The organism is Cryobacterium sp. TMT1-62 (genome assembly GCF_004403145.1).
Classification (GTDB): domain Bacteria; phylum Actinomycetota; class Actinomycetes; order Actinomycetales; family Microbacteriaceae; genus Cryobacterium; species Cryobacterium sandaracinum.
The window spans coordinates 77,932-102,273 of sequence record NZ_SOGZ01000002.1 but is presented as its reverse complement, the minus strand read 5'-3'; the positions used below and the strand labels follow the sequence as shown (position 1 = coordinate 102,273).

Sequence of the window (24,342 nt, the reverse complement as noted above, 5' to 3'; positions counted from 1 at the left end):
CCATGGCAACCCTGCTCTATCGAATCGGCCACTTCGCCTACCAGCGTGCGGGCCTGGTGCTCGGCATCTGGGCCATCCTGCTGGTCGGGATCCTCGGCTCCGGGGTGGCCCTCGGTGGCCAGACCCAGGAGTCGTACGCGATTCCTGGCACGGAATCACAGGACACCATCGACAAGCTCGGCGAGGTGTTCCCCCAGGCGGCCGGCGCCGCGGTACAGGTTGTCTACACGGCCCCGGACGGGGCGTCCGTCACCGACGAGCCTTACCGCACGGCCATCGTCGACATGGCGGCCGAACTCGCGGACGTGCCCGGCGTCGACTCGGTGCTGACGCCCTATGACGAATATGCGTCGGGCGCGATCTCCGACGACTCGGAGAGTGCGTTCAGCCAGGTTCAGTTGTCCGGCTTATCAACCGACGTCACCGCGGAAACCCTCGACGACGTGACCGCGACGCGGGATATCGCCGAGCAGGCCGGCCTCGAGGTAGCCTTCGGTGGCCAGGTTTTCCAGGACAACACCTTTGGCATCACCATCTCCGAGGTTTTCGGCCTGATCTTCGCGGGCGTGGTGCTGGTGATCACCTTCGGTTCGCTCGTATCCGCCGGGATGCCGCTGCTGATGGCCCTGATCGGCGTCGGCGTCGCCATCGGCGGCATCACCGTGATTTCCGCATTCGTGCCGGTCTCGAGCACGGCCCCCATGCTCGCCCTGATGCTCGGACTCGCCGTAGGCATCGACTACGTGCTCTTCATCCTGTCGCGGCATCGCACGCAGCTCGCCAATGGGATCGAACCACACGATTCGGCCGCCTCGGCCGTGGCCACCGCCGGCAGCGCCGTCGTCTTCGCCGGGATCACCGTGATCATCGCCCTGCTCGGGCTGCTCGTGGTCGGCATCCCGTTCCTCAGCGTGATGGGGCTGGGCGCCGCCTTGGCCGTGCTGGTCTCCATCTTCGTGGCGGTCACGCTCCTCCCCGCCGTTCTCGGCCTCGCCAAGGGGCGCCTCACTCCCAAGACAGGCAGCCGCGCGCACCACCGGGCCACCCGTCCAGACACCGGCCGGCCCACCCTCGGCCACCGCTGGGTCAACCTCGTGCTCAGGGCGCCGGTCGTGGCCGTGCTCCTCGTGGTGGGCGTGCTCGGCACGCTGGCGATCCCGGCCCTCAGCCTCGACCTGAACCTGCCTGACGGGGCGTCCGAGCCGGCCGGTTCGACGCAGCGAGAGGCGTTCACCATGCTCGAGGAGGGCTTCGGTCCGGGCTACAACGGTCCGCTCATCGTCGTCGTCGACATCACCCAGACGACGGATATCTTCGGTGACCTCGACACCATCGGCGCGGCCCTGCGCACCCTGCCCGGCGTGGCCTTCGTCGGCAAGGGCACTCCGAACCCGACCGTCGACACCGCCATCATCCAGGTCATGCCGGACAGCGCGCCGAACGCGCCCGAGACCAAGGCGCTCGTGCAGGCCATCCGCGATCTGGCACCATCGATCGACGACGACTTGCGCACCCCCATCGCCGTGACCGGCGCGACCGCCGTGTCGATCGACATCTCCAACCGCCTCAGCAACGCGCTCGTGCCGTTCGCCCTGATCGTGGTGGGGCTCTCGATCATCCTGCTGACCATGGTGTTCCGGTCGATCTTCGTGCCGATCAAAGCGGCCCTCGGGTTCCTGCTCTCGGTGGCCGCATCGATCGGCGCGACCGTGGCAATCTTCCAGTGGGGCTGGTTCTCCGAGCTGCTCGGGGTGGAAACCCCCGGGCCGATCCTAAGCTTCCTGCCCATCCTGCTGATGGCCGTGCTCTTCGGTCTGGCCATGGACTACGAGGTGTTCCTCGTCTCCGGCATGCGGGAGGAGTTCGTGAAGACCGGCCTGGCCCGCGAATCCATCGTGCACGGGTTCTCCCACGCTGCCCGCGTGGTCACGGCCGCCGCCCTGATCATGTTCTTCGTCTTCTTTGCCTTCGTGCCCGAGGGCACCGGGGCGATCAAGGGCATCGCGTTCGCCCTCGCCGTCGGAGTCTTCCTCGACGCGTTCCTGGTGCGGATGACATTGGTCCCGGCCGCGATGGCCCTCGCCGGCGATGCCGCCTGGTGGCTGCCACGCTGGCTCTCCCGCATTCTGCCCAACGTCGACATCGAGGGTGAGGGTCTGCGCCGGCACCTGGCCGACAAGGAATGGGCCAGGTGCCAGCCGCACGCCATCACGGCCGAGGAAGCCGTCTTCGGGCTGCCGGAGAGCCCCTTCGGGCCGCTGGACCTCACCATCGACGCCGGCGCGGTGGTGGTACTGACCGGCTCCGCCACCCACCGCCGCGTCGTCGCCGCCACCCTGGCCGGCCGGCTCGACCCGGTGTTCGGCCGCCTCCAGGTCATGGGCTTTCCGCTGCCGTCCGAGCGCAGCCGCGCCCTCCGCGCGGTGGCCCTCGCCGACGTGGGCGACAGCCGCGACAATGGGCTCACCGTGGGGGAGTTGCTGGCCGAACGGCTGGACCTGGCGCATCCGTGGTACCGCGCCGCGTCGCGCCGCTCGCTTCTCGCGGGGTGGATCGCGCGTCTGAACGGTGCGCTCGGCACCCCGTCGAGCGGCCGGGACGCCGGCCCGATCGTGGCCGGCACGACGGTATCGTCCCTCTCCGCCCTGGGCCGTGCCGCGGTGCTTGTGACGGCGGCGCTCACCGAGACCCCGGGAGTTGTCATCGTCGACCTCGGCGAGGGACTGCCCGTCGACCCGGCGGGGCGGGACCTCGTGCAGGTGCTGGCGATCCTCGCCCCGGCATCGACCGCCCTCATCGTCGGTGCCGCCTCCTTCCCCGAGGCGATCGCGGTCTACCGCGGGGCCCGCCCGCTGCAGACCCTCGAACTCGATTCCCGTGACCGAAAGGCCCTGCAGCGATGAGCACCAGGCTTGAGAAACTGTTCAGCCGCACGCCCGGGCAGCGCCGAGGGGCCCTCGGGGCCCTGCTGGCGGGCCTGATCGTGGTGCCGCTGGCGGTTGCCGGACTCTTCGCCGGGGCCCTCGCCACCGCCGATCAGCGCGTGGACACGCTGCCGGCGATCGTCGTCAACAACGACGAGATCGTCACCACCACCCTGCCCGACGGCACCGAGCAGCCGGTGCTCGCCGGCCGACTGCTCGTGACCGAACTCACCAAGCCTTCCGATGACGGGTCCGAGGCCACCGGGTTCGACTGGACCGTCTCCAACTCCGCGAATGCCGCGGCGGCCCTGGCCTCCGGCGACGCCTACGCGGTTCTCACGATCCCGAAGGACTTCTCGGCGTCGGTGACCTCGCTGGGCGGGGCGGCTCCCACCCAGGCCGCCCTGGGCATCCGCACGGATGACGCGCACTCGTTCCTGGCCGGATCGGTGGCCCAGTCGGTGGGCACCGCCATGTCGGGCGTCTTCGGCCGCGAGATCACCTCGCAGTACCTCAACGGGCTCTACACCAGCCTGGCCGTGCTGGGCGAGTCCCTCACGCAGGCGGCGGATGGCGCCGCGCAGGTTTCGACCGGGGTCACCGGCGTGGCCACCGGACTCGATTCGCTGGCCGGCGGCACGGCCGCCGCGGCATCCGGGGCCTCGTCCGCCGCGACCGGCGCCGCCAGCTTCTCCTCCGGCGTGGCCGGGTACACCCAGGGCGTCACCGGACTGAGCGACGGCCTGACCCGGCTGAGCACGGGCGCGGTCGGGCTGGCTCCGCTCGCGACCGGCCTACCGGCCTACGCGGCCGGGGTGCAGGCCAACGCCGACGGTTTCAGGCAGCTGAACGCGGCCATGCAGAGCGACCCGCGGGTCGCCGACTACGCGCCGGCCCTGCTGCAGCTCCAGGGCGGATTCGACGCCCTCGCCGCGCAGAGCACCGGCATCGGCCAGGCCGGTCCGGGCCTCGAAGGCGTGCTCGATGGGGTGTCTCAGAGCGCCAACGGTGCGAGCCTGCTCTCCGCCGGCGGCAGCGACCTCCGCGGCGGTGCCAGCGACCTCGCCACCGGCGTTGCCGGCATCGCCACCGGCCTCTCGCAGCTGGCCACCGGAACAACGGATGCCGCGGCGGGCGCCCGCCTGCTCGAATCGGGCGCGGTCGAACTCGCCAGCGGGCTGCAGGACGGCGCGGACAGCGCGGCCCTTCTCACCGACACCGACCCGGTGACGACCGCGGCGGTCGTCTCCGAACCGGTCGGCATCACCGCGGAGCGCGACAACGCCTTCGCGTCGATCGGCCCGGTCATCGGCATGGTCTTCGTGCCGATCGGCCTGTGGATCGGTGCCCTGGCGATCTTCCTGGTGATGAAGCCGCTGTCCGCGCTCGCGCTCGCGTCGACCGCGTCGACCGGCAACCTCGTGGCCCGCAGCCTCGGCCGTGCGTTCGGAATCGCCGCAGCGCAGGCCGTGGTCGTGGTGTTGTTGCTACACAGCACGCTCGGCGTCTCGTGGTCGATCCTGCCGTCGACCCTGGCCTTCGCGGTGTTCCTCGCCTTCGTGTTCGCGGCGGTGCACCACTTCCTCACGGCGGCGTTCGGCCGGGTCGGAATCGTGGTCTCCCTGGTACTGCTCGCGCTGCAGCTCACCGCGGTGGGTGGGCTCTACCCGATTGAGCTGGTGTCGGCGCCGTTCCAGATGATCAGCCCATTCCTGCCGCTCACCTGGGCGGTGCGGGGCATGCAGGCCATTGTCTCCGGGGGAGGCGGCAGCGCCGGCGGGCCCGCGGCCATCCTGCTGATCTTCGCACTGGTGAGCGTTCTGGCCTCGTACTGGACCGTCGCCAGCCGGCGCGGCGCCCGCTCGTTCGGCCTGGCGCAGGCCCGCAGCTGATGCGGGGTATCTGTTCCCGGAGGGAACGTGTGCCCGCCCGCGTGAGGTTGCGCCCCGTGCGCCGCACGAATTCGCCGGAGATTTTGGCTCACCCGAGCAACCGTGGTTCAGGTTCAGGTTCAGGTTCAGGTTCAGGCTCAGGCGAGCTTGCGTGTGGGGCTGACTCAGGACATCCGTCGCCCAAATTCTCCAGTCGGCGCGGACCAGTGCGGAACAGGTGCGGATACCCGGCTCGGCCCGGCCGGATCTCCTGAGGTGGCCACACCTCCCGCCTGATGCGCCGATGTGCCTGTGCGGATCGGGCATGCACCTCGCGCTTTGTTCTGCCCCGCAGCCCGAACGAATTCGACGGAGATTTTGCCAAGATCGGTCCAGGATGCCCCGGAAAGTAGCGTTTCCGCCAAAATCTCCGTCGAATTGGTTCGACGACCTGGCTCAGAGTGGGTCGACGACCAGGATCAGGGGAGAGACGGGCCCTGGCCGATACTCAACCAGGCGTCGGTTCCTCCGCGAGCGTTCGGGCCAGGGCCTCGGTTCGTGGCGCGGGCCTCCTTCATCGCTTGAAGCTGGCGGTCGACAGCCGCTCTGGTCGCCCCAGCCGAGAGCTGCCGCTCGAGGTCCGCGTCGAGCGGGGCCGTGACATCGTTCAGAGCGCCGCTGGAGAGCAGCTCGTCGGTGGCGGCGGCGCGGGCCTGCATCTGGGTGACCCGGTCCTTGGCCCGGTCGAGGTCGGCACCGACCGTGCCCAGTTGCGAGCCGATGCCGGACGCGGCCTCGTTGGCCTTGACCCGAGCCTCGGAGGCAGCGTAGGTGGCCTTGATGGTCTCCTTCTCCAGGCGGAAGGCGGCGACCCGTTCGGCGAGGCGTCGTTCGTTGTCCTGCAGTTGCGCCTGCTGCTGCGCCAAAACGAGGTACTGGTCACGGATGGCTGCCACCTGGCCCTCGAGGAGCGACCGGCGTTCCAGCGCCGTGCGGGCCAGATCTTCCCGGCCCTGGTTCAGGGCCTCCTGGGCCTGGTCGGCCAGCCGCTGGTAGCGGCCGCCCATGTCCTGCCCCTGCAACTCAATTCGCTTCTTTGCCGTTGCGACCTCGGCCAGCCCCAGGCGCACCTGCTGGAGCGACTTCACCTGCTGCTCGTAGCTGTCGTCGAGGGCCTCGCGGGGGTCTTCGATCCGGGTCAGGGCCTGGTTTGACTTGCTGCGGAGGATGACGCGCAGCCGCGAGGTGAGGCTCATGATTCAGTCCTTCTGTTGAAAGTATTCATGGGCAGGGGCCGGCGCGGATCGGAGAACCCGTCGTTGCCGTTATGGGAGTGGCCGTCGAGGGAGCAGCCGTTGAGCGAGCGGCCGTTGAGGGAGCGCAACTCATCGACCCCAGCCCGGAGCGCGGCCACCTCGCGGTCGACCTCGGACCGAAGGGCCGTGAGGGTGTCATCGGTGAGCTCTCCGAGACCGGCAGCGACGGCCGAGCGGAGCCGGCGCACCAACCCGGCCACTTGGTCGACACGGCGGCCGGCCACCGACAGCGCCTCGGCGAGCACGACAGGATCGGCCTCGCTCGTCAGCAGCCGCAGCTGCGATTGCAGCGTGATGCTTTCGCCCTGAATGCGACGGAAAAGTCGCGGAAGCTCGCCGAGCGGGCCCTGGCTGCTCCGGGCCAGGTCGACGGCTGCCTGACCACTGTCGAGAGATTCCTTCAGCCGCAACTGCAGCTTCAGAACCTCGTGTTGCGGGCCCCGACTCAGGATGGTGCGAGAACGCAACACCGCGCCGGTCAGCCTGCGGCTACGGCGAATGCGCCGGTACAGCCTCCGCACCAGAACGAAGAACGAGACGAAGACAACGAGGCTGATGGTCGCGAGTGAGATCGACACCCAGCTCAGCAGTGAATTCAGGTCCATGGGTCCGCCTCTTTCAAACAGTCAGCCGGGGTCGCGCCACACCCGGACACGATCCACGGGTTAAAGTACGCGCGTTACCTCAAAGTTGTCCCCATGTCGGGCGACCGTGGCCGAGTGGCCAGCCCGGCCACCGCTTTCGGCCCACTGGTAGCCTTGAAAGACCACCAAGGCGTCGCTCTGCGCCCGCCGGAACGGACGATCCCATTACCTCTTCAGCCGAACCCACGGCATCCGCCGCCCCGGACTCCACCTATTCGCTGGTCGTGGTCTCCAACCGCCTCCCGATCGAGATCGAGGTTTCCGAAGACGGAACCGAAGGCTGGCGCACCTCGCCCGGCGGCCTGGTCACCGCCCTCGAGCCCATGATGCGCAGCTCCGACGGCGCCTGGGTGGGCTGGCCCGGCATCGCCGACCGCTCGTTCGACCCGTTCGAGAACGACGGCATCTCCATCGTGCCGGTGCGGCTCAGCGAGTCGGAGTTGGAGGATTACTACGAGGGCTTCTCCAACGACACGATCTGGCCGCTTTACCACGACGTGATCGCGCCGCCGCGCTACCACCGCGAATGGTGGGAGGCCTACGTTCGGGTGAACCGCCGCTTCGCCGACGCCGCCGCATCCGCCGCTGCGCCCGGCGCCACGGTGTGGGTGCACGACTACCAGTTGCAGCTCGTGCCACGGATGCTGCGCGACGCGCGGCCCGACCTCGTGATCGGGTTCTTCAACCACATCCCTTTTCCGCCCTACGGGATCTACGCCCAGCTACCCTGGCGCAAGCAGATCCTCGACGGACTGCTCGGCGCCGACCTGATCGGTTTCCAGCGCCTCGCCGACGCCGGTAACTTCTCCCGAGCCGTGCGCCGCCTCTACGGCTATCCGACCCGCGGCGTCGCCATCGATGTGCCCGCACCCGAGGGCAAGCATCGCCGGGTGATCGCCAAGCACTTCCCGATCTCCATCGACGCCGCCGCCTACGAGGAACTGGCGCGGCGCCCCGAGATCCAGGAGCGGGCGCGCCAGATCCGCGAAGACCTCGGCAACCCCCAGACGATCATGCTGGGCGTGGACCGGCTCGACTACACCAAGGGCATCGCCCACCGCATCAAGGCGTTCGGCGAGCTGCTCGCCGACGGCAGCCTAAGCGTGGAGGACGTCACCCTGGTGCAGGTCGCCAGCCCCTCCCGGGAACGCGTCGGCCCGTACATCGCCCTGCGCGACGAGATCGAACTGGCCGTCGGCCGCCTCAACGGCGACTTTTCCACGATCAGCCACACCGCCATCAGTTACCACCATCACGGCTACCCGCGCGAGGAGATGGTGGCGCTCTACCTCGCGGCCGACGTGATGCTCGTGACCGCGCTCCGCGACGGCATGAACCTCGTCGCCAAGGAATACGTGGCCGTGCGCTTCGACCGCGACGGCGTGCTCGTTCTGAGCGAGTTCGCCGGCGCCGCCGACGAGCTCAAACAGGCCGTGCTGATCAACCCGCATGACATCGACGGCGTGAAGGCCGCCATCCTCCGGGCCGTCGCGATGCCCCGCCAGGAACGGCTGCGACGCATGCGCGCGCTCCGCCGCAAGGTCTTCGACAACGACGTCGACGCCTGGTCCTCTTCCTTCCTCCGTACCCTGACCGAAGGAGCCGCCGTGCGTCCCGGGATCCCCGACACCCTCGCCGGTGTGCTGAAGGATCTCAGCCGCGCCGACAACATCCTCGTGGCCCTCGATTTCGACGGGACGCTTGCCCCGCACGTCGACAAGCCCGAAGATGCGCGCGCAGTGGCAGGCACCCGCGAGGCCGTGCAGCGCCTGCTCGACCTCGACGGGGTGCGGGTCGCGTTCGTCTCCGGCCGGGCCCTGGTCAGCCTGCGGCACGTGTCGCAGCCGCAGACCGATGTGCTCCTCGCCGGCTCGCACGGGATCGAGGTGCAGCTGGACACCCCCGAGATCGAACTCGACCTCGTCACCGAGGAACTCGAGCAGCTCGACGCCCTCGCCCGGGTGCTTGAGCGCATCTCCGGCAGCATCGACGGAACCTGGATCGAACGCAAGCCGGCCGGTCTGGCCCTGCACACCCGGCTGGCGACGCCTCGGAAAGCGGCGGCCGCCCTGAAGGCCGCACGCGAGGAGCTGGGCACGCTGCTGCCCGGCCTGACCGTGCGGGACGGCAAGGACGTGATCGAATTCGCGGTGCGTGCCAGCACCAAGGGCGACGCCCTTGAGCGGTTGCGCCGGCACGCGGGGGCCGACCGGGTCTTCTACGCCGGCGACGACACCACCGACGAAGACGCCTTCGCCGTGCTGCGACCCGGCGACGTCGGCCTCAAGATCGGGGCAGGCGACTCGCTCGCCGGCTACCGGGTGCGCGGCCCCGAAGACGTGCCGCTGGTGCTGGGCCTGATCGCCGATGCCCGCGCGGCCGTCGCCGCGGAGCGTGAGGCCGCCGCCGGAGCATGACCCCCGGGCGACGTTCCGCCCTCAGCGGACGTTTAGACTCAGTGCATGACTGAGATCGATATGAAGCCTCGCAGCCGGGACGTCACCGATGGAATCGAAGCCACCACCTCGCGGGGGATGCTCCGGGCCGTCGGTATGGGCGACGCCGACTGGGAGAAACCCCAGATCGGCATCGCAAGTTCGTGGAACGAGATCACGCCCTGCAACCTCTCCCTGGACCGCCTCGCGCAGGCCGCCAAAGAAGGTGTGCACGGCGGCGGCGGCTACCCGCTGCAGTTTGGCACCATCTCCGTCTCCGATGGCATCTCGATGGGCCATGAGGGCATGCACTTCTCCCTCGTCTCCCGCGAGGTCATCGCCGACTCGGTCGAGGTTGTCATGCAGGCCGAGCGCCTCGACGGCTCCGTGCTGCTGGCGGGCTGCGACAAGTCGCTGCCCGGGATGCTGATGGCCGCGGCCCGCCTCGACCTGGCCAGCGTTTTCCTCTACGCAGGATCGATCGCTCCCGGCTGGGTCAAGCTTTCCGACGGCACCGAAAAAGACATCACCATCATCGACTCCTTCGAGGCGGTGGGCGCCGTCAAGGCCGGGCGGATGTCCGTGGCCGACGCCAAGCGCATCGAGTGCGCCTTCGCTCCCGGCGAGGGTGCCTGCGGCGGCATGTACACCGCCAACACCATGGCCAGCGTGGCCGAGGCTCTCGGCATGAGCCTGCCGGGATCGGCCTCCCCGGCCTCCGCCGACCGCCGCCGCGACTACTACGCGCACCGCTCCGGCGAGGCCGTCGTCAACCTGCTGCGTCTGGGGATCACGGCCAGGGACATCCTGACCCGCAAGGCCTTCGAGAACGCGATCGCCGTGGCGATGGCGTTCGGCGGCTCCACCAACGTGGTTCTGCACCTGCTGGCCATCGCGAACGAGGCCGAGGTCGAGCTCACCCTCGACGACTTCAACCGCATCGGCGACAAGGTGCCGCACATCGGCGACCTGAAGCCGTTCGGCAAGTACGTCATGAACGACGTCGACCGTCACGGCGGCGTGCCGGCCGTGATGCGGGCCCTGCTCGAGGCCGGCCTCATCCACGGCGACGCGCTCACCGTGACCGGCAAGACCGTGGCCGAGAACCTTGCCGAGATCGACCCGCCCGAACTGGACGGCGAGGTGCTGCGCACCCTCGACAACCCGATTCACGCCAGCGGCGGAATCACCATCCTCAAGGGCTCTATCGCCCCCGAGGGTGCCGTCGTCAAAACCGCCGGCTTCGACTCCGACATCTTCGAGGGACCCGCGCGCGTGTTTGAGCGTGAGCGCGCCGCCATGGACGCTCTCACTGCGGGGGAGATCCAGAAGGGAGACGTCGTCGTCATCCGCTACGAGGGACCCAAGGGCGGGCCCGGAATGCGGGAGATGCTCTCGATCACCGCCGCCATCAAGGGCGCCGGGCTCGGCGCCGATGTACTACTCTTAACGGACGGTCGATTCTCAGGCGGCACAACCGGACTGTGCATCGGCCATATAGCACCCGAAGCGGTGGACGAAGGTCCAATCGCCTTCGTGCGCGATGGTGATCTGATACGGGTCGATATCGCAGCTCGCACGCTCGACCTACTGGTCGACCCTGATGAGCTGACCGCCCGGAGTGTTGGCTGGGCACCTCTGCCTCCGCGCTACACCCGGGGCGTTCTCGCAAAGTACTCGAAGCTTGTCCAGTCTGCGGCCGTCGGCGCCGTCACGGGCTAGAACTCACTATTCGTCATCGAACTAGGGAACTGATCACATGACCGCGGAAACACCCGTGCCATCACCGTCGCCCTCGTCTGCCGTGGCCGCCGGGGCGCCCGACTCGGGGGCACCGGAAATCCTCACCGGTTCCGGTGCGATCATCCGCTCGCTGGAGCTGCTGGGCGTCACCGACGTCTTCGGTCTACCGGGCGGCGCCGTCATTCCGCTCTACGACGAGCTGATGAGCCAAACCGTGATCCGGCACATCCTGGTGCGGCACGAGCAGGGTGCCGGCCACGCCGCGGAGGGCTACGCCTCGGCGAGCAACCGCGTCGGGGTGGCCATCGCCACCTCCGGGCCCGGCGCCACCAACCTTGTCACCGCCATCGCCGACGCTTACATGGACTCGGTGCCGATCCTTTGCATCACCGGCCAGGTCTTCTCCACCCTGATGGGCACGGATGCCTTCCAGGAGGCCGACATCGTCGGCATCACCATGCCGATCACGAAGCACTCCTTCCTGGTCAAGCGTCCCGAGGACATCCCCGCGGCTATCGCGTCGGCTCACCTGATCGCCTCCACCGGCCGGCCCGGCCCGGTCCTGGTGGACATCACCAAGGATGCCCAGCAGAAGAGCGCCCCGTTCATCTGGCCGCCCAAGCTCGACCTGCCCGGCTACCGGCCGGTCACCAAGGCCCACGGCAAACAGGTGCAGGCTGCGGCCCAGCTGCTTGCCGAGGCCAAGAAGCCCGTCCTCTATGTGGGTGGCGGTGTCATCCGTGCCCGCGCGTCGGAAGAACTGCTCGCGTTCGCCGAACTCAGCAAGACGCCCGTCGTCACCACGTTGATGGCGCGCGGCGCGTTCCCGGACTCGCACGACCAGCACCTGGGCATGCCCGGGATGCACGGCACCGTGTCCGCGGTGCTCGCGCTGCAGGAGGCCGACCTGATCATCGCGCTCGGCTCCCGCTTCGACGACCGGGTCACCGGCAAGGTCTCCGAGTTTGCGCCGCACGCCACGATCGTGCACGTCGACATCGACCCCGCGGAGATCGGTAAGATCCGCGCCGCCGACGTTCCCATCGTCGGTGATGCCAAGGAGGTCATCACCGAACTCACCATCGCCTACGCGGCCGCCATCACCACGACGACGCCCGACGTCAGCGTTTGGTGGACCTACCTCAAGGGTCTGCGGGAGGAGTTCCCGCTGGGCTATTCCGAGCCGACCGACGGCCTCATGAGCCCGCAGTTCGTGATCCAGCGCATCGGCGAGCTGACCGGGCCGGAAGCCGTCTATGCGGCCGGTGTCGGCCAGCACCAGATGTGGGCGGCCCAGTTCATCAAGTACGAGCGGCCCAATTCCTGGCTGAACTCCGGGGGCGCCGGCACGATGGGCTACTCCATCCCCGCAGCGATGGGTGCCAAGGTGGCCGAGCCCGACCGGGTGGTCTGGTCGATCGACGGCGACGGATGCTTCCAGATGACCAACCAGGAACTGGCCACCTGCACGATCAACAACATTCCGATCAAGGTCGCCATCATCAACAACTCCTCGCTGGGCATGGTGCGCCAGTGGCAGACCCTGTTCTACGACGGACGGCACTCCTTCACCGATCTGCACACCGGGCACGGGTCCGCCATGGTGCCGGACTTCGTGAAGCTGTCGGAGGCCTACGGTGCCCTCGCCATCCGGGTCACCAGCCCCGACCAGGTCGACGACGCCATCAAGCTGGCGTTGGCGACCAACGACCGGCCCGTGGTGATCGACTTCATCGTGAGCCGGGACGCCATGGTCTGGCCGATGGTGCCGCAGGGTGTCAGCAACAGCTATGTGCAGTATGCCAAAGAGCACGCACCGACCTGGGAAGAGGAATAACCCGTGAGCACCCACGTTCTGAGCCTCCTCGTCGAGGACAAGCCCGGCCTGCTCACCCGGGTCGCCGGCCTCTTCGCCCGCCGCGGTTTCAACATCGAGAGCCTCGCCGTCGGCCACACCGAAATCCCCGGGCTCTCCCGCATCACGATCCTCGTCGACGTCGAAGACGCACCGCTGGAGCAAGTGACCAAGCAGCTGAACAAGCTGATCAACGTCATCAAGATCGTCGAACTCGACCCGGCCCAGTCGGTGCAGCGCGAACACCTGCTGGTGAAGGTGCGCGCCGACAACACGACCCGGTCGATGGTGCTCGAAGCCGTGACCCTGTTCCGGGCTCGGGTCGTCGACGTGTCCGTCGACGCGGTCGTGATCGAGGTCACCGGGGACTCCGGCAAAACGCAGGCGCTGCTGCGCGTGCTCGAGCCCTACGGGATCAAGGAAATCGCCCAGTCCGGCCTGCTCGCCATCGGCCGCGGGTCGAAATCGATCAGCGAGCGCGTCTTCAAAAACTAGAGCTCGACCACCGACTACAACAACAAGGAGAACATTTACTCGTGTCTGAGATTTACTACGACAAAGACGCCGACCTGTCGATCATCCAGGGCAAGAAGGTAGCCGTCATCGGCTATGGCTCGCAGGGTCACGCCCACGCGCAGAACCTGCGCGACTCGGGTGTCGAGGTCGTCATCGGCCTCAAGGAGGGCTCGAAGTCCAAGGCCAAGGCCGAAGAGGCCGGCTTCACCGTTCTCAGCACCGCCGAGGCATCCGCCTGGGCTGACGTCATCGTCATCCTGGCGCCCGACCAGGTGCAGCGTCACCTGTTCGCCGACGACGTGCTGCCGAACCTCGCTGCGGGCAAGGCCCTTGTCTTCGGACACGGCTTCAACATCCGTTTCGGCTACATCAAGGCCCCCGAAGGCATCGACGTCACCATGGTCGCCCCCAAGGGACCGGGCCACACCGTTCGCCGCGAGTATGAGGCCGGCCGCGGCGTTCCCGTGATCGTCGCCGTCGAGAAGGATGCCTCGGGCGCGGCCTGGCCGCTCACCCTCAGCTACGCCAAGGCGATCGGTGGGCTGCGCGCCGCCGGCATCAAGACCACCTTCACCGAAGAGACCGAAACCGACCTGTTCGGCGAGCAGGCCGTGCTCTGTGGTGGCGCGTCGCAGCTGATCCAGTACGGCTTCGAGGTTCTCACCGAGGCCGGCTACCAGCCGCAGGTCGCCTACTTCGAGGTGCTGCACGAGCTCAAGCTCATCGTCGACCTGATGTGGGAGGGGGGCATCGCCAAGCAGCGTTGGAGCGTCTCCGACACCGCCGAGTACGGCGACTACGTCTCCGGCCCACGCGTCATCGACGCCCACGTCAAGGAGAATATGAAGGCCGTTCTCGCCGACATCCAGAACGGCGCCTTCGCGGCCCGCTTCATCGCGGACCAGGACGCCGGAGCACCGGAGTTCCTTGCTCTGCGCAAGAAGGGCGAAGAGCACCCCATCGAAGCCACCGGCCGTGAGCTGCGCAAGCTGTTCGCCTGGAACGCCTCCGCCGACGACGACTACACTGACGGCGAAGCCGCGCGCTAACACCCGAGCTCGCATCGGCAGCGGGGCCAATCCACTGGATTGGCCCCGCTGCCGCGTCAACGGCGCTGATTGCCCGAGGATGCGTTCGGGGTGCTTGCCACGTCCGGTCCGGGTGGTCACCATTGATGCCCGCGGATGAACCCGGCCTGCCGGTTCGCACAGGACACGACCCCATTCGCAGCCGGTTCATGGCAGCCCCGACGGCCCGGCGGGGGAGACGGTCACGGCCGCGAAGCTCGAGCGCGCCTCGGCCCCGGACACCGTCTTCCGGCTCGTCGCGCAGAAGAAGATCCCAGCCGACAAGTTGACCACGCATCGGTTCCGGATGGACCAGATCCTCGAGGCGTACGACACCTTCTCCCGCGCGGCGGAAACCAAGGCACTGAAAGTCTTGATCAGCCGGAAGTGTGCGCCGCCCGGGCGGCGCCTCGGTACGCTGGACTCATGACTTCTGGACACTCCGGTGACGACAACCGGGACGACGCCCTGGGCTGGGCCGGCGACGACGACCCCACGCTCGTCTCCGGCGACGAGTCTGGCGCGACCGCACGGCCCGCCGATCCCGATTCGGGCGCTTTCGTCACGACCGGCGACGGTTCCGGCTCCGGCTCTGAAACCGAAACCGACACCGGCACCGCGGCCGGTACCGAGACCGGTTCCGTCGCGCCGCCGGAGGGATGGACCGTGGCCGGTCCGGCATCCGCTGTCGCGGCGAAGGCGGCGGCCGACGCCGCCCTGACCCGCACGGCCACGAGTTCCCTGGCGCTCGTCTCGCTCGGAATCTTCGGCGGAATATATCTGCTCTACACGGTGGGCTGGTTCATCGGCGTGGGCCGCATCCAGACCCCGCCCGCCGACGAGTTGTCCGAGTTCATGTTCTCCCTCGGTCTCTGGCTGGCCGTGGCCGCTCCAGCGGTCTGGTTCGCGGTGACGTTCTGGCTGACCAGAACGCATCCCCGAGCCCGGATCGGCTGGCTACTCCTCGGAGTCGTTCTGCTCGCCCCGCTGCCGTTCATCTCCGGACCGGGGGTCATCGCATGACCGATTCACCGGTGACCACGCCCGCGACCGTCCCCTCATCCCGGCGGCGCACCCCGCGCTGGCTGTCGACGGGCATCGCGATCCTGTTCGGCCTTTGCTATGCCTACGACATCTGGGAGGGCGTCGGCAACCTCGTCGGCCTCAACATCCTGGCTCAAAGCCTCGACACCCAGCTGAGCGGATTCGGTATTTTCGTGCTCCTCGTCGGCATCCTGGGCCCGCTCCTCGTCTTCGTGCTTGCCGCATGGATCGGGCGTTCGCGCGGACCCGCCGCGCAGGCTGCCCTGTTCCTGGCCGGCCTGGGTCTGAACGCCGCGATCGCCGCCAACATCTTCACCCTCGGCGCGGGCAGCCTGCTCGCCTAGCCCTGCCTGCTCGCCTGGCCCTACTTGCTCGCCTGGCCCTGCTTGCTCGCCTGGCCCTGCTTGCTCGCCTGGCCCTGCCTGCTCGCCTGGCCCTGCCGCTCGGTGTCCCGAACGAATTCGACGGAGATGTTGCTCTCAACAGCGCGTTTGGGTTCAAAAACGGGTGTTTGACCCAAAATCTCCGTCGAATTGGTTCGACACCGGGCAGGGCGCTCCGCCTGTGGTGCACGGCGTCGCCTGGCGCTCAGGCGATCGCGACGACGATCAGCCCCATCAGCACGAGCTGCCCGGTCAGCCGCGGCACGAGGGGGATCGCGGCCACGCCGAAGCGGTCCGGGTAGCGCGCGGCGAAGGCGTTGGCGGGGAAGATCGCCGCCAAGAACACGATCAGGCAGACGCCGGCCGTCACGATCGTGGGTGGATACAGCAGTCCGAGCCCGCCCGCGATCTCGCAGACTCCGGTGAGGATGACGAGGTTGCCGGGGCGAAGCATCCCGGTCGTTCGCAGCCGTGGCGGGATCATCGCCCTCATCGTGCGCGCCACACCCGGCACGAAATGTGCGATGCCGGCGCCGATGAAGACCACCGCCAGCACGATGCGCACGGCGAACTGGAGGTCGGGGAATGTAACGCTGCTCATGGCCCTATTCTCCAGCCGATAGAGTGATTTCATATCTGGCGCCCCACGGTCGCGGCGCAAGCCATGCTTTTCTGCTGCAATCGGAGGATCCGTTTTCGTGTCAAAACCTGTTGTCCTAATCGCTGAAGAATTATCGCCTGCCACCGTCGACGCCCTCGGGCCCGACTTCGAGGTCCGCTCCGTAGACGGCACTGACCGGGTGGCGCTACTCGCCGGACTGGCCACGGCGCATGCCGTTCTGGTGCGCTCCGCCACGAAGGTGGACGCGGAGGCAATCGCCGCCGCACCGTTACTGAAGGTCATCGCCCGCGCGGGCGTCGGCCTCGACAACGTCGACATTAAAGCGGCCACGGCTGCGGGCGTCATGGTCGTCAATGCCCCGACCTCCAACATTATTTCCGCCGCAGAACTGACCGTCGGGCACATCATCAGCCTGGCCCGTCACATCCCGGCCGCCCACGGCGCGCTGGCGCAGGGGCAGTGGAAGCGCTCCAAGTACACCGGCGTCGAGCTCTACGAAAAGACCATCGGCATCATCGGCCTCGGCCGCATCGGCGCCCTCATCGCGGCGCGGATGCAGGCCTTCGGCACGAACATCATCGCCTATGACCCCTACATCACCTCCGCCCGCGCCCAGCAGCTCGGCGTGGTTCCGGTCAGCCTCGATGAGCTCCTTGCACAGTCGGACTTCATCACCATCCACATGCCCAAGACGCCCGAAACCAACGGCATGATCGGCGCCGAACAGTTCAAGCTGATGAAGCCCACCGCGTTCGTCGTGAACGTGGCCCGCGGCGGCCTCATCAACGAGAACGACCTCTACGACGCCCTCACGGCCGGCACGATCGCCGGCGCCGGCCTCGATGTGTTCGTCAACGAGCCGCCGACCGGGTCGAAGCTGCTCGGCCTCAACAACATCATCACCACGCCTCACCTCGGCGCCTCCACGGACGAAGCCCAGGAAAAGGCCGGGGTCTCCGTCGCCAAGTCGGTTCGCCTCGCCCTGTCGGGGGAGCTCGTCCCCGACGCGGTCAACGTCGCCGGAGGCGTTATCGACCCCTACGTGCGCCCCGGCATCCCGCTGGTGGAGAAGCTCGGCCAGGTCTTCTCCGGTCTCGGCGCCCACAGCCCGCTGACCAGCGTCGACGTCGAGGTGCGCGGCGAGCTCGCCGACTATGACGTGAGCGTGCTCCGGCTCGCCGCGCTCAAGGGCATTTTCACCAATGTCGTCAGCGAGACCGTGTCCTATGTCAACGCGCCGTTGCTCGCCGAGCAGCGCGGCGTCGCGGTGCGCATGATCACCGACAAGGAGTCGCCGGAGTACCGCAACGTCATCACGCTGCGTGGCGCCCTCGCGGACGGCTCGCAGGTATCGGTGTCCGGCACCCTGACCGGCACCAAGCAAATCGAGAAGATCGTCGAGATCAACGGCTACGACGTCGAGGTTCCGTTCGACGACCACCTGATCGTGATGCTCTACACGGACCGTCCGGGAATCGTGGCCGTCTACGGCCGCGAGTTCGGCGACGCCCAGATCAACATCGCGGGCATGCAGATCGCCCGCCACGTGGCTGGCGGCAAGGCCCTGAGCGTACTGACGGTCGACTCGCCCGTTCCGGCGAGCCTGCTGGCCACGGTGCGCGACGCGATCTCGGCCGAGGCCATGATCGAAATCTCCATCACCGAATAGCAGTTCCGTCGGTCATCCGCCCGATCACCGCGAGCAACCGGTCCAACCTCGTCGTCGATGTGTCATCGACGGCAGGCTGGCCGGGGCTCGCGAGGGTGGATTCGTAGTACAGCCCGTCACTGACGAGCATGATCACCTCGGCCACGTCCGGGTCTCCCACCGCCTCCTCGATGACGCTCAGCCACTGGCGTCGGGTTGCGGCCAGGGCCGCATTGGCCAACGGATGTGCCCCCTGCGCGAGCCTGACGGCCGCACCGATCGACTGGTCGAGCACCGTCCCCTCGCTCATCGACGTGCGGATCAGGTAGTCGACCGCTCCGGCCGAGGCCGCTCGAATTTGTTCGACATCGTCGGCGACGAGCGCGTCGAGCCGGGCCAGGAGTCCCTCCACGAGCGCGTCTTTCGACCCGAAGTGGTAGAGCAGGCCGCCCTTGGAAAGGCCAGCCGCCACCGCCACCGCCTCGAGGGTGGCCGCCCGCTCGCCCTGGTCGATCAGGAGGTGCGCGAACGCGTCCAGGATGCGATCGCGCGTGGGGGAGAGGCGGGGCACGTTCCGGGCCGGGGCTGCGGTTTTAGAGCTCATGGTGCTACTATACCGTCTGGACGGTTTACTGTACCGTCTGGACGGTGCAGCATCCGTCCCTGGAGCCGAAAGAAGTCGTTCCCGTGTCGAATACCGTCCGAGAGACCACCCCCGTCATCGCCGTCAGCCGTGTGCTCAGCCCCCGCCGCCGGTGGTGGGCGCTCGTCGTGCTCATGCTGCCCGTGCTCCTGGTCTCGATCGACAACACGGTGCTCAACCTCGCCCTGCCGGCCATTTCCGAGGACCTGCGGCCGACCGGCACGCAGCTGCTCTGGGTAATCGACATCTACCCGCTCATGCTCGCCGGCCTCCTAGTGGCCATGGGCAGCCTCGGTGACCGGATCGGGCGCCGCCGGCTGCTGCTGATCGGCTCCGCCGGGTTCGGCGCCGTTTCCGTGGTGGCCGCCTTCGCCCCAAGCGTCGAGTGGTTGATCATCGACCGCGCCGTGCTGGGCTTCTTCGGCGCCATGCTGATGCCGCCGACGCTGTCGCTGCTCCGCTCCGTCTTCACCGACCGCAACCAGCGGCGGCTGGCGATCGCGATCTGGGCGAGCGGTTTCGCCGCAGGCAGCGCGCTCGGCCCCGTGGTGGGCGGCGTGCTGCTGGAGCACTTCGCCTGGGGTTCGGTCTTCCTGCTCGCGGTGCCGCTGCTCCTGCCGCTGCTGGTTCTCGGGCCCCTGCTCGTGCCGGAGTCCCGCGACCCGAACCCCGGACGCATCGACGCGCCGAGCATCGCGCTCTCGCTGGCGACCATGCTGCCGGTCGTCTACGGGATCAAGGCCCTGGCGGAGCACGGACCCACGCCCTTCTCGCTCGGCCCGATCGTGCTCGGACTCGCCGCAGGCGTGGTCTTCGTGCGCCGCCAGCCCCGGCTGACGCACCCGATGATCGACCTCGGGCTGTTCCGCCAGGGGGCCTTCAGCGGGGCGATCGGCGTCAACCTGCTGAGCGTCGTGGCTCTCGTCGGCGGCCTGTTCTTCGTCTCCCAGTACCTGCAGCTCGTACTGGCCCTCTCGCCTCTGGAGGCGGGTCTGGTGCTCGTGCCGGGACTGGCGGCGATGATCGTGTCCGGCCTCGTCATCGTGCCCATCGCCCGGCGCGTGCGGCCGTCGATCGTCGTTCCGGTGGCACTGCTGATCTCGGCCGTCGGCTACGCGGCCGCCGCCCTGGGCGGGGGAGACCTCGACGCGGTCGGCATCGCGCTCGTCTTCGTGGCCCTCGGGATCGGGATCGGCGCGGCCGAGACGGTCTCGAACGAACTGATCGTGGCGAACGCCCCGGCGGCCAAGATGGGGGCGGCATCCGCTGTCGGCGAGACGGCCTATGAACTGGGCGCCGTGCTCGGCACGACCATCCTCGGTACCATCCTGACGGCGTCGTACCGCAGTGCGGTCGTGTTGCCGGAGGCCCTCACCGCGGCGCAGAGCGCGGCGGCGGCGGAGACCCTCGGCGGTGCGGTGGCCGTGGCCGACGGGCTGCCCTCCGGCCTGGCAAACGTGCTGCTCTCGTCGGCCCGCGATGCCTTCACCAGCGGAATTGGGCCCACGGCCTGGATCGGTACCATTCTCGTGCTGGCGGCGGCGTTGGTGGCGCTGGTCACCCTGCGTAAGGCGACCTGATCACCTGGGCCGCCGCCGGCGCAGGCCGGTGCCGGGGCGCGTGTCGACCTCGACACGGGCCCCGGCACGACGGACGTCGACCTAGACGTCGTCGACGGAACGCTTCTGCGACGTGACCTGTTCCCCGCTCGCTTGGTCGACGGCGCTGCGGGTCGTGGTGATGCTGCTGCGCTTGCGGGTCAGCAAGACGATGCCGATGACCATGATGACAGCACCGGCGCCCATCAGGATGTAGCCGACCAGCTCGATGTCCATCCACTCGACGGTCACGTTCAGGGCGAACACCATGATGGCGCCGACGACAAGAAGGAAGATTCCCAATCCGAGACTCATGCGAAACTGCTTTCTATTGGTTGTCAGGAGTTGACCAGCTTAGACACTCGTTGCGTCGCAGTAGGGTTTATCTACAGCCAACTTTCAGACATACGGAGTCGAATGTCCCCTCTCATCAAGCTTGCTGTCATTCCCGGCGACGGGATCGGCCCCGAGGTCGTCGCCGAAGCGGTCAAGGTTCTCGAGGCGGCCACGTCTGCCGACGACGTCACCTTCGACGCAACCTGGTTCTCCCTCGGCGCCGCACGGTTCCTGGAAACCGGCGATGTGCTGACCGATGACGACCTCGCGGCGATCGCCGGCCACGACGCCATCCTGCTCGGCGCCGTCGGCGGCGTGCCGGGGGACCCCCGCCTCGCCAACGCGAATATCGAGCGCGGCCTGCTGCTCAAGTTACGCTTCTCGCTCGACCACTACGTGAACCTGCGCCCGAGCGTTCTCTACCACGGCGTGCCCAGCCCGCTGGCGTCTCCGGGCACCGTCGACTTCGTCGTCGTGCGCGAGGGCACAGAGGGTCCCTACGTGGGCAACGGCGGAGCGATCCGCCAGGGTACCGCGCACGAGGTGGCCAACGAGGTCTCCGTCAACACGGCCTTCGGCGTCGAACGCGTGGTGCGCTACGCCTTCGCCCAGGCCCAGGGTCGGCCCCGCCGCCACCTCACACTCGTGCACAAGACCAATGTGCTCGTCTTCGCGGGCAGTCTGTGGCAGCGGATCGTCACCGCCGTCGCAGCCGAATACCCCGAGGTGACCGTCGACTACCTGCACGTCGACGCGGCCACGATTTTCCTGGTCTCAAATCCGAGTAGATTTGATGTCATCGTCACGGACAACCTCTTCGGCGACATCCTCACCGATCTCGCGGCGGCAATCAGCGGCGGCATCGGCCTTGCGGCCTCCGGGAACATTAACCCTGAGGGCAGGTTCCCCAGCATGTTCGAGCCGGTACACGGTTCGGCACCGGACATCGCGGGCAAACAACTGGCTGACCCCACGGCGGCCATCCTGTCGGTGGCGCTACTCCTGGAGCACTTCGGACTCACGGATGCCGCGGCCCGGGTGACTGCCGCCGTGACCGCCGACATCGTGGCCCGGGCGGCTCTCGACACACCCCGGAGCACCAGCGCCGTGGGCGACGCCATCGTGACTCGACTGACAGACAAGGGAATCCAATGAGCCAGCCAGCGCCCCCGACGACATCCGGCACCGCCACCTTCCCGCTGAAATTCAGCCTGACGCCGTCGACCGCGGCCCGCACGAAGATCGAGCGCGAAGAGATCCTCGTCGATCCCGGCTTCGGCAAGAAGTTCACCGACCACATGGTCGCCATCGACTGGACCCTCGACGCGGGCTGGCACAACGCCCGGGTCATGCCCTACGGTCCGCTGCACCTCGACCCGGCCTCCTCGGTGCTGCACTACGGCCAGGAGATTTTCGAGGGGCTGAAGGCCTACCGTCACGCCGACGGGTCGATCTGGACCTTCCGCCCGGAGAAGAATGCAGAGCGCCTGCAGCGCTCCGCACGCCGCCTGGCACTGCCGGAACTCTCCGAGGCCGACTTCATCGAATCGATCCGGCAGCTCGTGGCCGTAGACGGCGACTGGGTGCCCTCCGCTGCGGAGACCAGCCTCTACCTGCGCCCATTCATGATCGCCAACGAGAGCTTCCTCGGCGTGCGGGCCGCGCACCAGGTCGGTTACTACGTGATCGCCAGCCCGGCCGGCGCCTACTTCGCAGACGGTGTGGCCCCGATCAAGATCTGGCTCTCGACCGAGTACTCCCGCGCCGGCCGCGGCGGCACCGGCGCGGCCAAATGCGGCGGCAACTACGCCGCCAGCCTGCTGCCTCAGATGCAGGCTTATGACAACGGCTGCGCCCAGGTGCTCTTCCTCGACGGGGAGACCAGCAGCCGCATCGACGAACTCGGCGGCATGAACGTGTTCTTCGTTCATGGCACCGACACGCTCGTCACCCCGCGATTGACCGGCGCGATCCTCGAGGGCGTTACCCGCGACAGCATCATCCAGCTCGCCCGGGACCGAGGCCTGACCGTGGAGGAGCGCGACGTGACCCTCGGCGAATGGCAGGACGGTGTCGCATCCGGTGCCATCACCGAGGTGTTCGCCTGCGGCACGGCCGCCGTCGTCACCCCGATCTCGCAGCTCAAGGGCCCGAACCTCTCCATCGGCGACCCGGATGGTCCGGCCGGCCAGATCACGATGGCGCTCCGCCAAGAGCTGACCGACATTCAGTACGGCCGCCTGCCCGACCGCCACGGCTGGCTCACCCGGCTCGACGCCCCGGTGGGACCCGCGTGAAAATCGCACGGTTCAGTCACGAGGGACGCATCTCGTTCGGCATCGTCGACGACGACGAGATCGTCGTTTTAAAGGGCGACCCGATGTTCGCGGGCTACGACCCGTCCGGGGAGCGCGTGGCCCTGCGCGACGTGAAGCTGCTCGCCCCGGTGATCCCGCGGTCGAAGATCGTGGGCATGGCGTGGTCCTACTTCACCGACGCGGCCGAGCAGTCCACCGCGGCCCGCTCGCCCGGTGAGCCCAGGTTTTTCCTCAAACCGAACACCTGCGTCGTCGGCCCCGGCGACCCGATCACCGTGCCGGTGTCCACGGACAACGTGCACGTCGAGGGCGAGCTCGCGATCGTGATCGGCAAGATCACCCGCAACGTGTCCGTCGACGCCGCCGAGGACTCCATCTGGGGCTACACGGTAGCAAACGATGTCACCGCCCGCGATCTGCAGGAGCGCGACGGCGACCTCACACGGGCCAAAAGCTTCGACTCGTTCTGCCCGCTCGGACCGGTCATCGACACCGAATACGATTGGACCGCGTTGACCATCGAGTCCCGCATCAACGGCGAGGTCTTCCAGAAGGGCAATGCGACGCTGCTCAAGTACACCGTTGCTGAGATGATCTCCTTCGTCTCCAGCGTGTTCACCCTGCTGCCGGGCGACGTCATTCTGACGGGTGCCCCAGACCGGTCCGCCTCCGTCGTGCATGGTGACGCCGTGCAGGTGGAGATCGCCGGCATCGGCGTGCTGACGAATCCGGTGCGGCGCGCCTGATCGTCAGGCGTCGGTTGCGGCGTGCACGGGAAACCAGGACCGGATCTGCTCCGTCGCCGTATCCAGCAACGCCACCGATTCGGTCGCGTTGACCCGGGCGAGCAGCATGGCGCTCATGCCGAGCGAAGCCAGGGTGCGGGCGCGGTCCGGCGCGCTTCCTCCGGCCGCGGTCCCGGCCGCCCGGAGGGCGTCCTGAAGGGTTTCCGTCAGCTCGGACCGGTAGCCCTCCACGACCTGGCGGGCCAAGTCGTCGTGCCCGGCGAGGCCTGCGGCGCAGTTCACCAGCAGGCAGCCGCGGCGAGGGGAGTCCTCCGGCAGGGCGGAGACCGCCGACCTGAGTTCGCTGAAGTAGGCCAGCAGCGAGGCCCGGCCGATCCCCGGCCCGGTCAGAGTCCGCAATCTCGGGCGGATGACGGAGGCCTGGTAGTCCTCGACGGCGGCGTCGAACAGGCCACGCTTGCTGCCGAAGGCATGGTAGAGGCTGGATCGCCGGAGACCGGTCGCATCTTCGAGGTCGGCGAGCGAGGTAGCCTCGAAGCCCTTGTCCCAGAACAGGTCCCTGGCCGCCTGGACGACGGTCGTGCGCTCGAAACTCTGCAGCCGCCCCATGGTGTTTCCTCCGTTTTCGCTGTG

Annotated in this window: 20 protein-coding genes; 14 read left to right on the top strand and 6 right to left on the bottom strand. The window is 68.2% G+C overall.

Translation table 11 applies throughout. The features are described from left to right. Positions 1–2 precede the first annotated feature (2 nt). The gene (locus E3T34_RS00540) at positions 3–2,903 is read left to right on the top strand and encodes an MMPL family transporter (RefSeq protein WP_198412237.1); all 2,901 of its coding nucleotides are present in this window, start codon (positions 3–5) and stop codon (positions 2,901–2,903) included. Further along, entirely contained in the window at positions 2,900–4,816 is a 1,917-nt protein-coding gene (locus E3T34_RS00535; RefSeq protein ID WP_134341809.1) for a YhgE/Pip family protein, read from the top strand. Before E3T34_RS00540 ends, E3T34_RS00535 begins: the two co-directional genes overlap by 4 nt. Positions 4,817–5,274: 458 nt before the next feature. Here the strand turns inward: E3T34_RS00535 and E3T34_RS00530 are convergent, their stop codons facing one another. Both E3T34_RS00530 and E3T34_RS00525 read right to left on the bottom strand, forming a co-directional pair. Beyond that, positions 5,275–6,051, bottom strand: a complete 777-nt coding sequence (locus E3T34_RS00530; RefSeq protein ID WP_134341808.1) for a PspA/IM30 family protein — start codon at positions 6,049–6,051, stop codon at positions 5,275–5,277. Further along, positions 6,048–6,716: a hypothetical protein gene (locus tag E3T34_RS00525; RefSeq protein ID WP_134341807.1), complete on the bottom strand. Its 669-nt coding sequence runs from the start codon at positions 6,714–6,716 to the stop codon at positions 6,048–6,050. Before E3T34_RS00525 ends, E3T34_RS00530 begins: the two co-directional genes overlap by 4 nt. A gap of 203 nt (positions 6,717–6,919) precedes the next feature. On the opposite strand from E3T34_RS00525, the gene E3T34_RS00520 reads away from it, so the two are divergent. The 7 genes from E3T34_RS00520 to E3T34_RS00490 all read left to right on the top strand — a co-directional run bounded on the left by E3T34_RS00520 (position 6,920) and on the right by E3T34_RS00490 (position 15,759). Beyond that, entirely contained in the window at positions 6,920–9,172 is a 2,253-nt protein-coding gene (locus tag E3T34_RS00520; protein ID WP_134341832.1) for a bifunctional alpha,alpha-trehalose-phosphate synthase (UDP-forming)/trehalose-phosphatase, read from the top strand. 45 nt (positions 9,173–9,217) lie between these two features. After that, entirely contained in the window at positions 9,218–10,912 is a 1,695-nt protein-coding gene (gene ilvD, locus E3T34_RS00515) for a dihydroxy-acid dehydratase (RefSeq protein ID WP_104171612.1), read from the top strand. A gap of 118 nt (positions 10,913–11,030) precedes the next feature. Beyond that, on the top strand, positions 11,031–12,770 hold the full coding sequence (locus E3T34_RS00510; protein ID WP_370327025.1) for an acetolactate synthase large subunit: 1,740 nt from the start codon (positions 11,031–11,033) through the stop codon (positions 12,768–12,770). A gap of 3 nt (positions 12,771–12,773) precedes the next feature. Then, positions 12,774–13,283: an acetolactate synthase small subunit gene (gene ilvN / locus E3T34_RS00505; RefSeq protein ID WP_104102867.1), complete on the top strand. Its 510-nt coding sequence runs from the start codon at positions 12,774–12,776 to the stop codon at positions 13,281–13,283. Between the two features lie 41 nt (positions 13,284–13,324). Beyond that, positions 13,325–14,353: a ketol-acid reductoisomerase gene (gene ilvC, locus E3T34_RS00500; RefSeq protein WP_104102870.1), complete on the top strand. Its 1,029-nt coding sequence runs from the start codon at positions 13,325–13,327 to the stop codon at positions 14,351–14,353. 444 nt (positions 14,354–14,797) lie between these two features. Further along, the gene (locus E3T34_RS00495) at positions 14,798–15,394 is read left to right on the top strand and encodes a DNA polymerase III subunit gamma/tau (protein ID WP_134341805.1); all 597 of its coding nucleotides are present in this window, start codon (positions 14,798–14,800) and stop codon (positions 15,392–15,394) included. Next, on the top strand, positions 15,391–15,759 hold the full coding sequence (locus E3T34_RS00490) for a hypothetical protein (protein ID WP_134341804.1): 369 nt from the start codon (positions 15,391–15,393) through the stop codon (positions 15,757–15,759). Before E3T34_RS00495 ends, E3T34_RS00490 begins: the two co-directional genes overlap by 4 nt. A 244-nt stretch (positions 15,760–16,003) precedes the next feature. Here E3T34_RS00490 and E3T34_RS00485 read toward each other — a convergent pair whose 3' ends face one another. Beyond that, positions 16,004–16,399 (bottom strand): DoxX family membrane protein, encoded by a 396-nt coding sequence (locus E3T34_RS00485; protein WP_104102881.1) that lies wholly within the window; start codon positions 16,397–16,399, stop codon positions 16,004–16,006. Between the two features lie 97 nt (positions 16,400–16,496). Between E3T34_RS00485 and serA the strand changes: the two genes are divergently transcribed. Next, positions 16,497–18,089 (top strand): phosphoglycerate dehydrogenase, encoded by a 1,593-nt coding sequence (gene serA / locus E3T34_RS00480; protein ID WP_104102883.1) that lies wholly within the window; start codon positions 16,497–16,499, stop codon positions 18,087–18,089. On the opposite strand, the gene E3T34_RS00475 is transcribed toward serA, so the two are convergent. Further along, on the bottom strand, positions 18,079–18,672 hold the full coding sequence (locus tag E3T34_RS00475; protein ID WP_104102886.1) for a TetR/AcrR family transcriptional regulator: 594 nt from the start codon (positions 18,670–18,672) through the stop codon (positions 18,079–18,081). The two genes, serA and E3T34_RS00475, sit on opposite strands and share 11 nt — an antisense overlap. Positions 18,673–18,803: 131 nt before the next feature. Here E3T34_RS00475 and E3T34_RS00470 point away from each other — a divergent pair, with 131 nt between their 5' ends. Then, positions 18,804–20,291, top strand: coding sequence for an MFS transporter (locus E3T34_RS00470; protein ID WP_233191547.1), 1,488 nt, complete (start codon positions 18,804–18,806; stop codon positions 20,289–20,291). 81 nt (positions 20,292–20,372) lie between these two features. On the opposite strand, the gene E3T34_RS00465 is transcribed toward E3T34_RS00470, so the two are convergent. After that, positions 20,373–20,624: a DUF6458 family protein gene (locus E3T34_RS00465; protein WP_104102889.1), complete on the bottom strand. Its 252-nt coding sequence runs from the start codon at positions 20,622–20,624 to the stop codon at positions 20,373–20,375. A gap of 102 nt (positions 20,625–20,726) precedes the next feature. Here E3T34_RS00465 and E3T34_RS00460 point away from each other — a divergent pair, with 102 nt between their 5' ends. Genes E3T34_RS00460 through E3T34_RS00450 form a run of 3 tightly spaced genes read left to right on the top strand, consistent with a single transcriptional unit; the run spans position 20,727 to position 23,709 of the window. Continuing rightward, positions 20,727–21,800, top strand: coding sequence for a 3-isopropylmalate dehydrogenase (locus E3T34_RS00460; protein WP_134341803.1), 1,074 nt, complete (start codon positions 20,727–20,729; stop codon positions 21,798–21,800). Further along, positions 21,797–22,942 carry a branched-chain amino acid aminotransferase gene (locus E3T34_RS00455; RefSeq protein WP_104102894.1) on the top strand — a complete coding sequence of 382 codons (1,146 nt, stop codon included), beginning with the start codon at positions 21,797–21,799 and terminating at the stop codon, positions 22,940–22,942. The genes E3T34_RS00460 and E3T34_RS00455 overlap by 4 nt, the downstream gene beginning before the upstream one ends. Continuing rightward, positions 22,939–23,709: a fumarylacetoacetate hydrolase family protein gene (locus E3T34_RS00450; RefSeq protein ID WP_134341802.1), complete on the top strand. Its 771-nt coding sequence runs from the start codon at positions 22,939–22,941 to the stop codon at positions 23,707–23,709. Before E3T34_RS00455 ends, E3T34_RS00450 begins: the two co-directional genes overlap by 4 nt. A gap of 3 nt (positions 23,710–23,712) precedes the next feature. On the opposite strand, the gene E3T34_RS00445 is transcribed toward E3T34_RS00450, so the two are convergent. Beyond that, positions 23,713–24,318, bottom strand: a complete 606-nt coding sequence (locus E3T34_RS00445; RefSeq protein ID WP_134341801.1) for a TetR/AcrR family transcriptional regulator — start codon at positions 24,316–24,318, stop codon at positions 23,713–23,715. Positions 24,319–24,342: the final 24 nt, after the last annotated feature.

Excerpts from the sequence above, each read along its gene's own strand:
- E3T34_RS00445 (WP_134341801.1), bottom strand. The coding sequence starts at position 24,318 with ATGGGGCGGCTGCAGAGTTTCGAGCGCACGACCGTCGTCCAGGCGGCC.
- E3T34_RS00460 (WP_134341803.1), top strand. The coding sequence starts at position 20,727 with ATGTCCCCTCTCATCAAGCTTGCTGTCATTCCCGGCGACGGGATCGGC.
- E3T34_RS00535 (WP_134341809.1), top strand. The coding sequence starts at position 2,900 with ATGAGCACCAGGCTTGAGAAACTGTTCAGCCGCACGCCCGGGCAGCGC.
- E3T34_RS00485 (WP_104102881.1), bottom strand. The coding sequence starts at position 16,399 with ATGAGCAGCGTTACATTCCCCGACCTCCAGTTCGCCGTGCGCATCGTG.
- E3T34_RS00455 (WP_104102894.1), top strand. The coding sequence starts at position 21,797 with ATGAGCCAGCCAGCGCCCCCGACGACATCCGGCACCGCCACCTTCCCG.
- E3T34_RS00495 (WP_134341805.1), top strand. The coding sequence starts at position 14,798 with ATGACTTCTGGACACTCCGGTGACGACAACCGGGACGACGCCCTGGGC.
- E3T34_RS00465 (WP_104102889.1), bottom strand. The coding sequence starts at position 20,624 with ATGAGTCTCGGATTGGGAATCTTCCTTCTTGTCGTCGGCGCCATCATG.
- E3T34_RS00475 (WP_104102886.1), bottom strand. The coding sequence starts at position 18,672 with ATGAGCTCTAAAACCGCAGCCCCGGCCCGGAACGTGCCCCGCCTCTCC.
- E3T34_RS00530 (WP_134341808.1), bottom strand. The coding sequence starts at position 6,051 with ATGAGCCTCACCTCGCGGCTGCGCGTCATCCTCCGCAGCAAGTCAAAC.
- ilvD (WP_104171612.1), top strand. The coding sequence starts at position 9,218 with ATGACTGAGATCGATATGAAGCCTCGCAGCCGGGACGTCACCGATGGA.
- E3T34_RS00540 (WP_198412237.1), top strand. The coding sequence starts at position 3 with ATGGCAACCCTGCTCTATCGAATCGGCCACTTCGCCTACCAGCGTGCG.
- E3T34_RS00525 (WP_134341807.1), bottom strand. The coding sequence starts at position 6,716 with ATGGACCTGAATTCACTGCTGAGCTGGGTGTCGATCTCACTCGCGACC.
- E3T34_RS00490 (WP_134341804.1), top strand. The coding sequence starts at position 15,391 with ATGACCGATTCACCGGTGACCACGCCCGCGACCGTCCCCTCATCCCGG.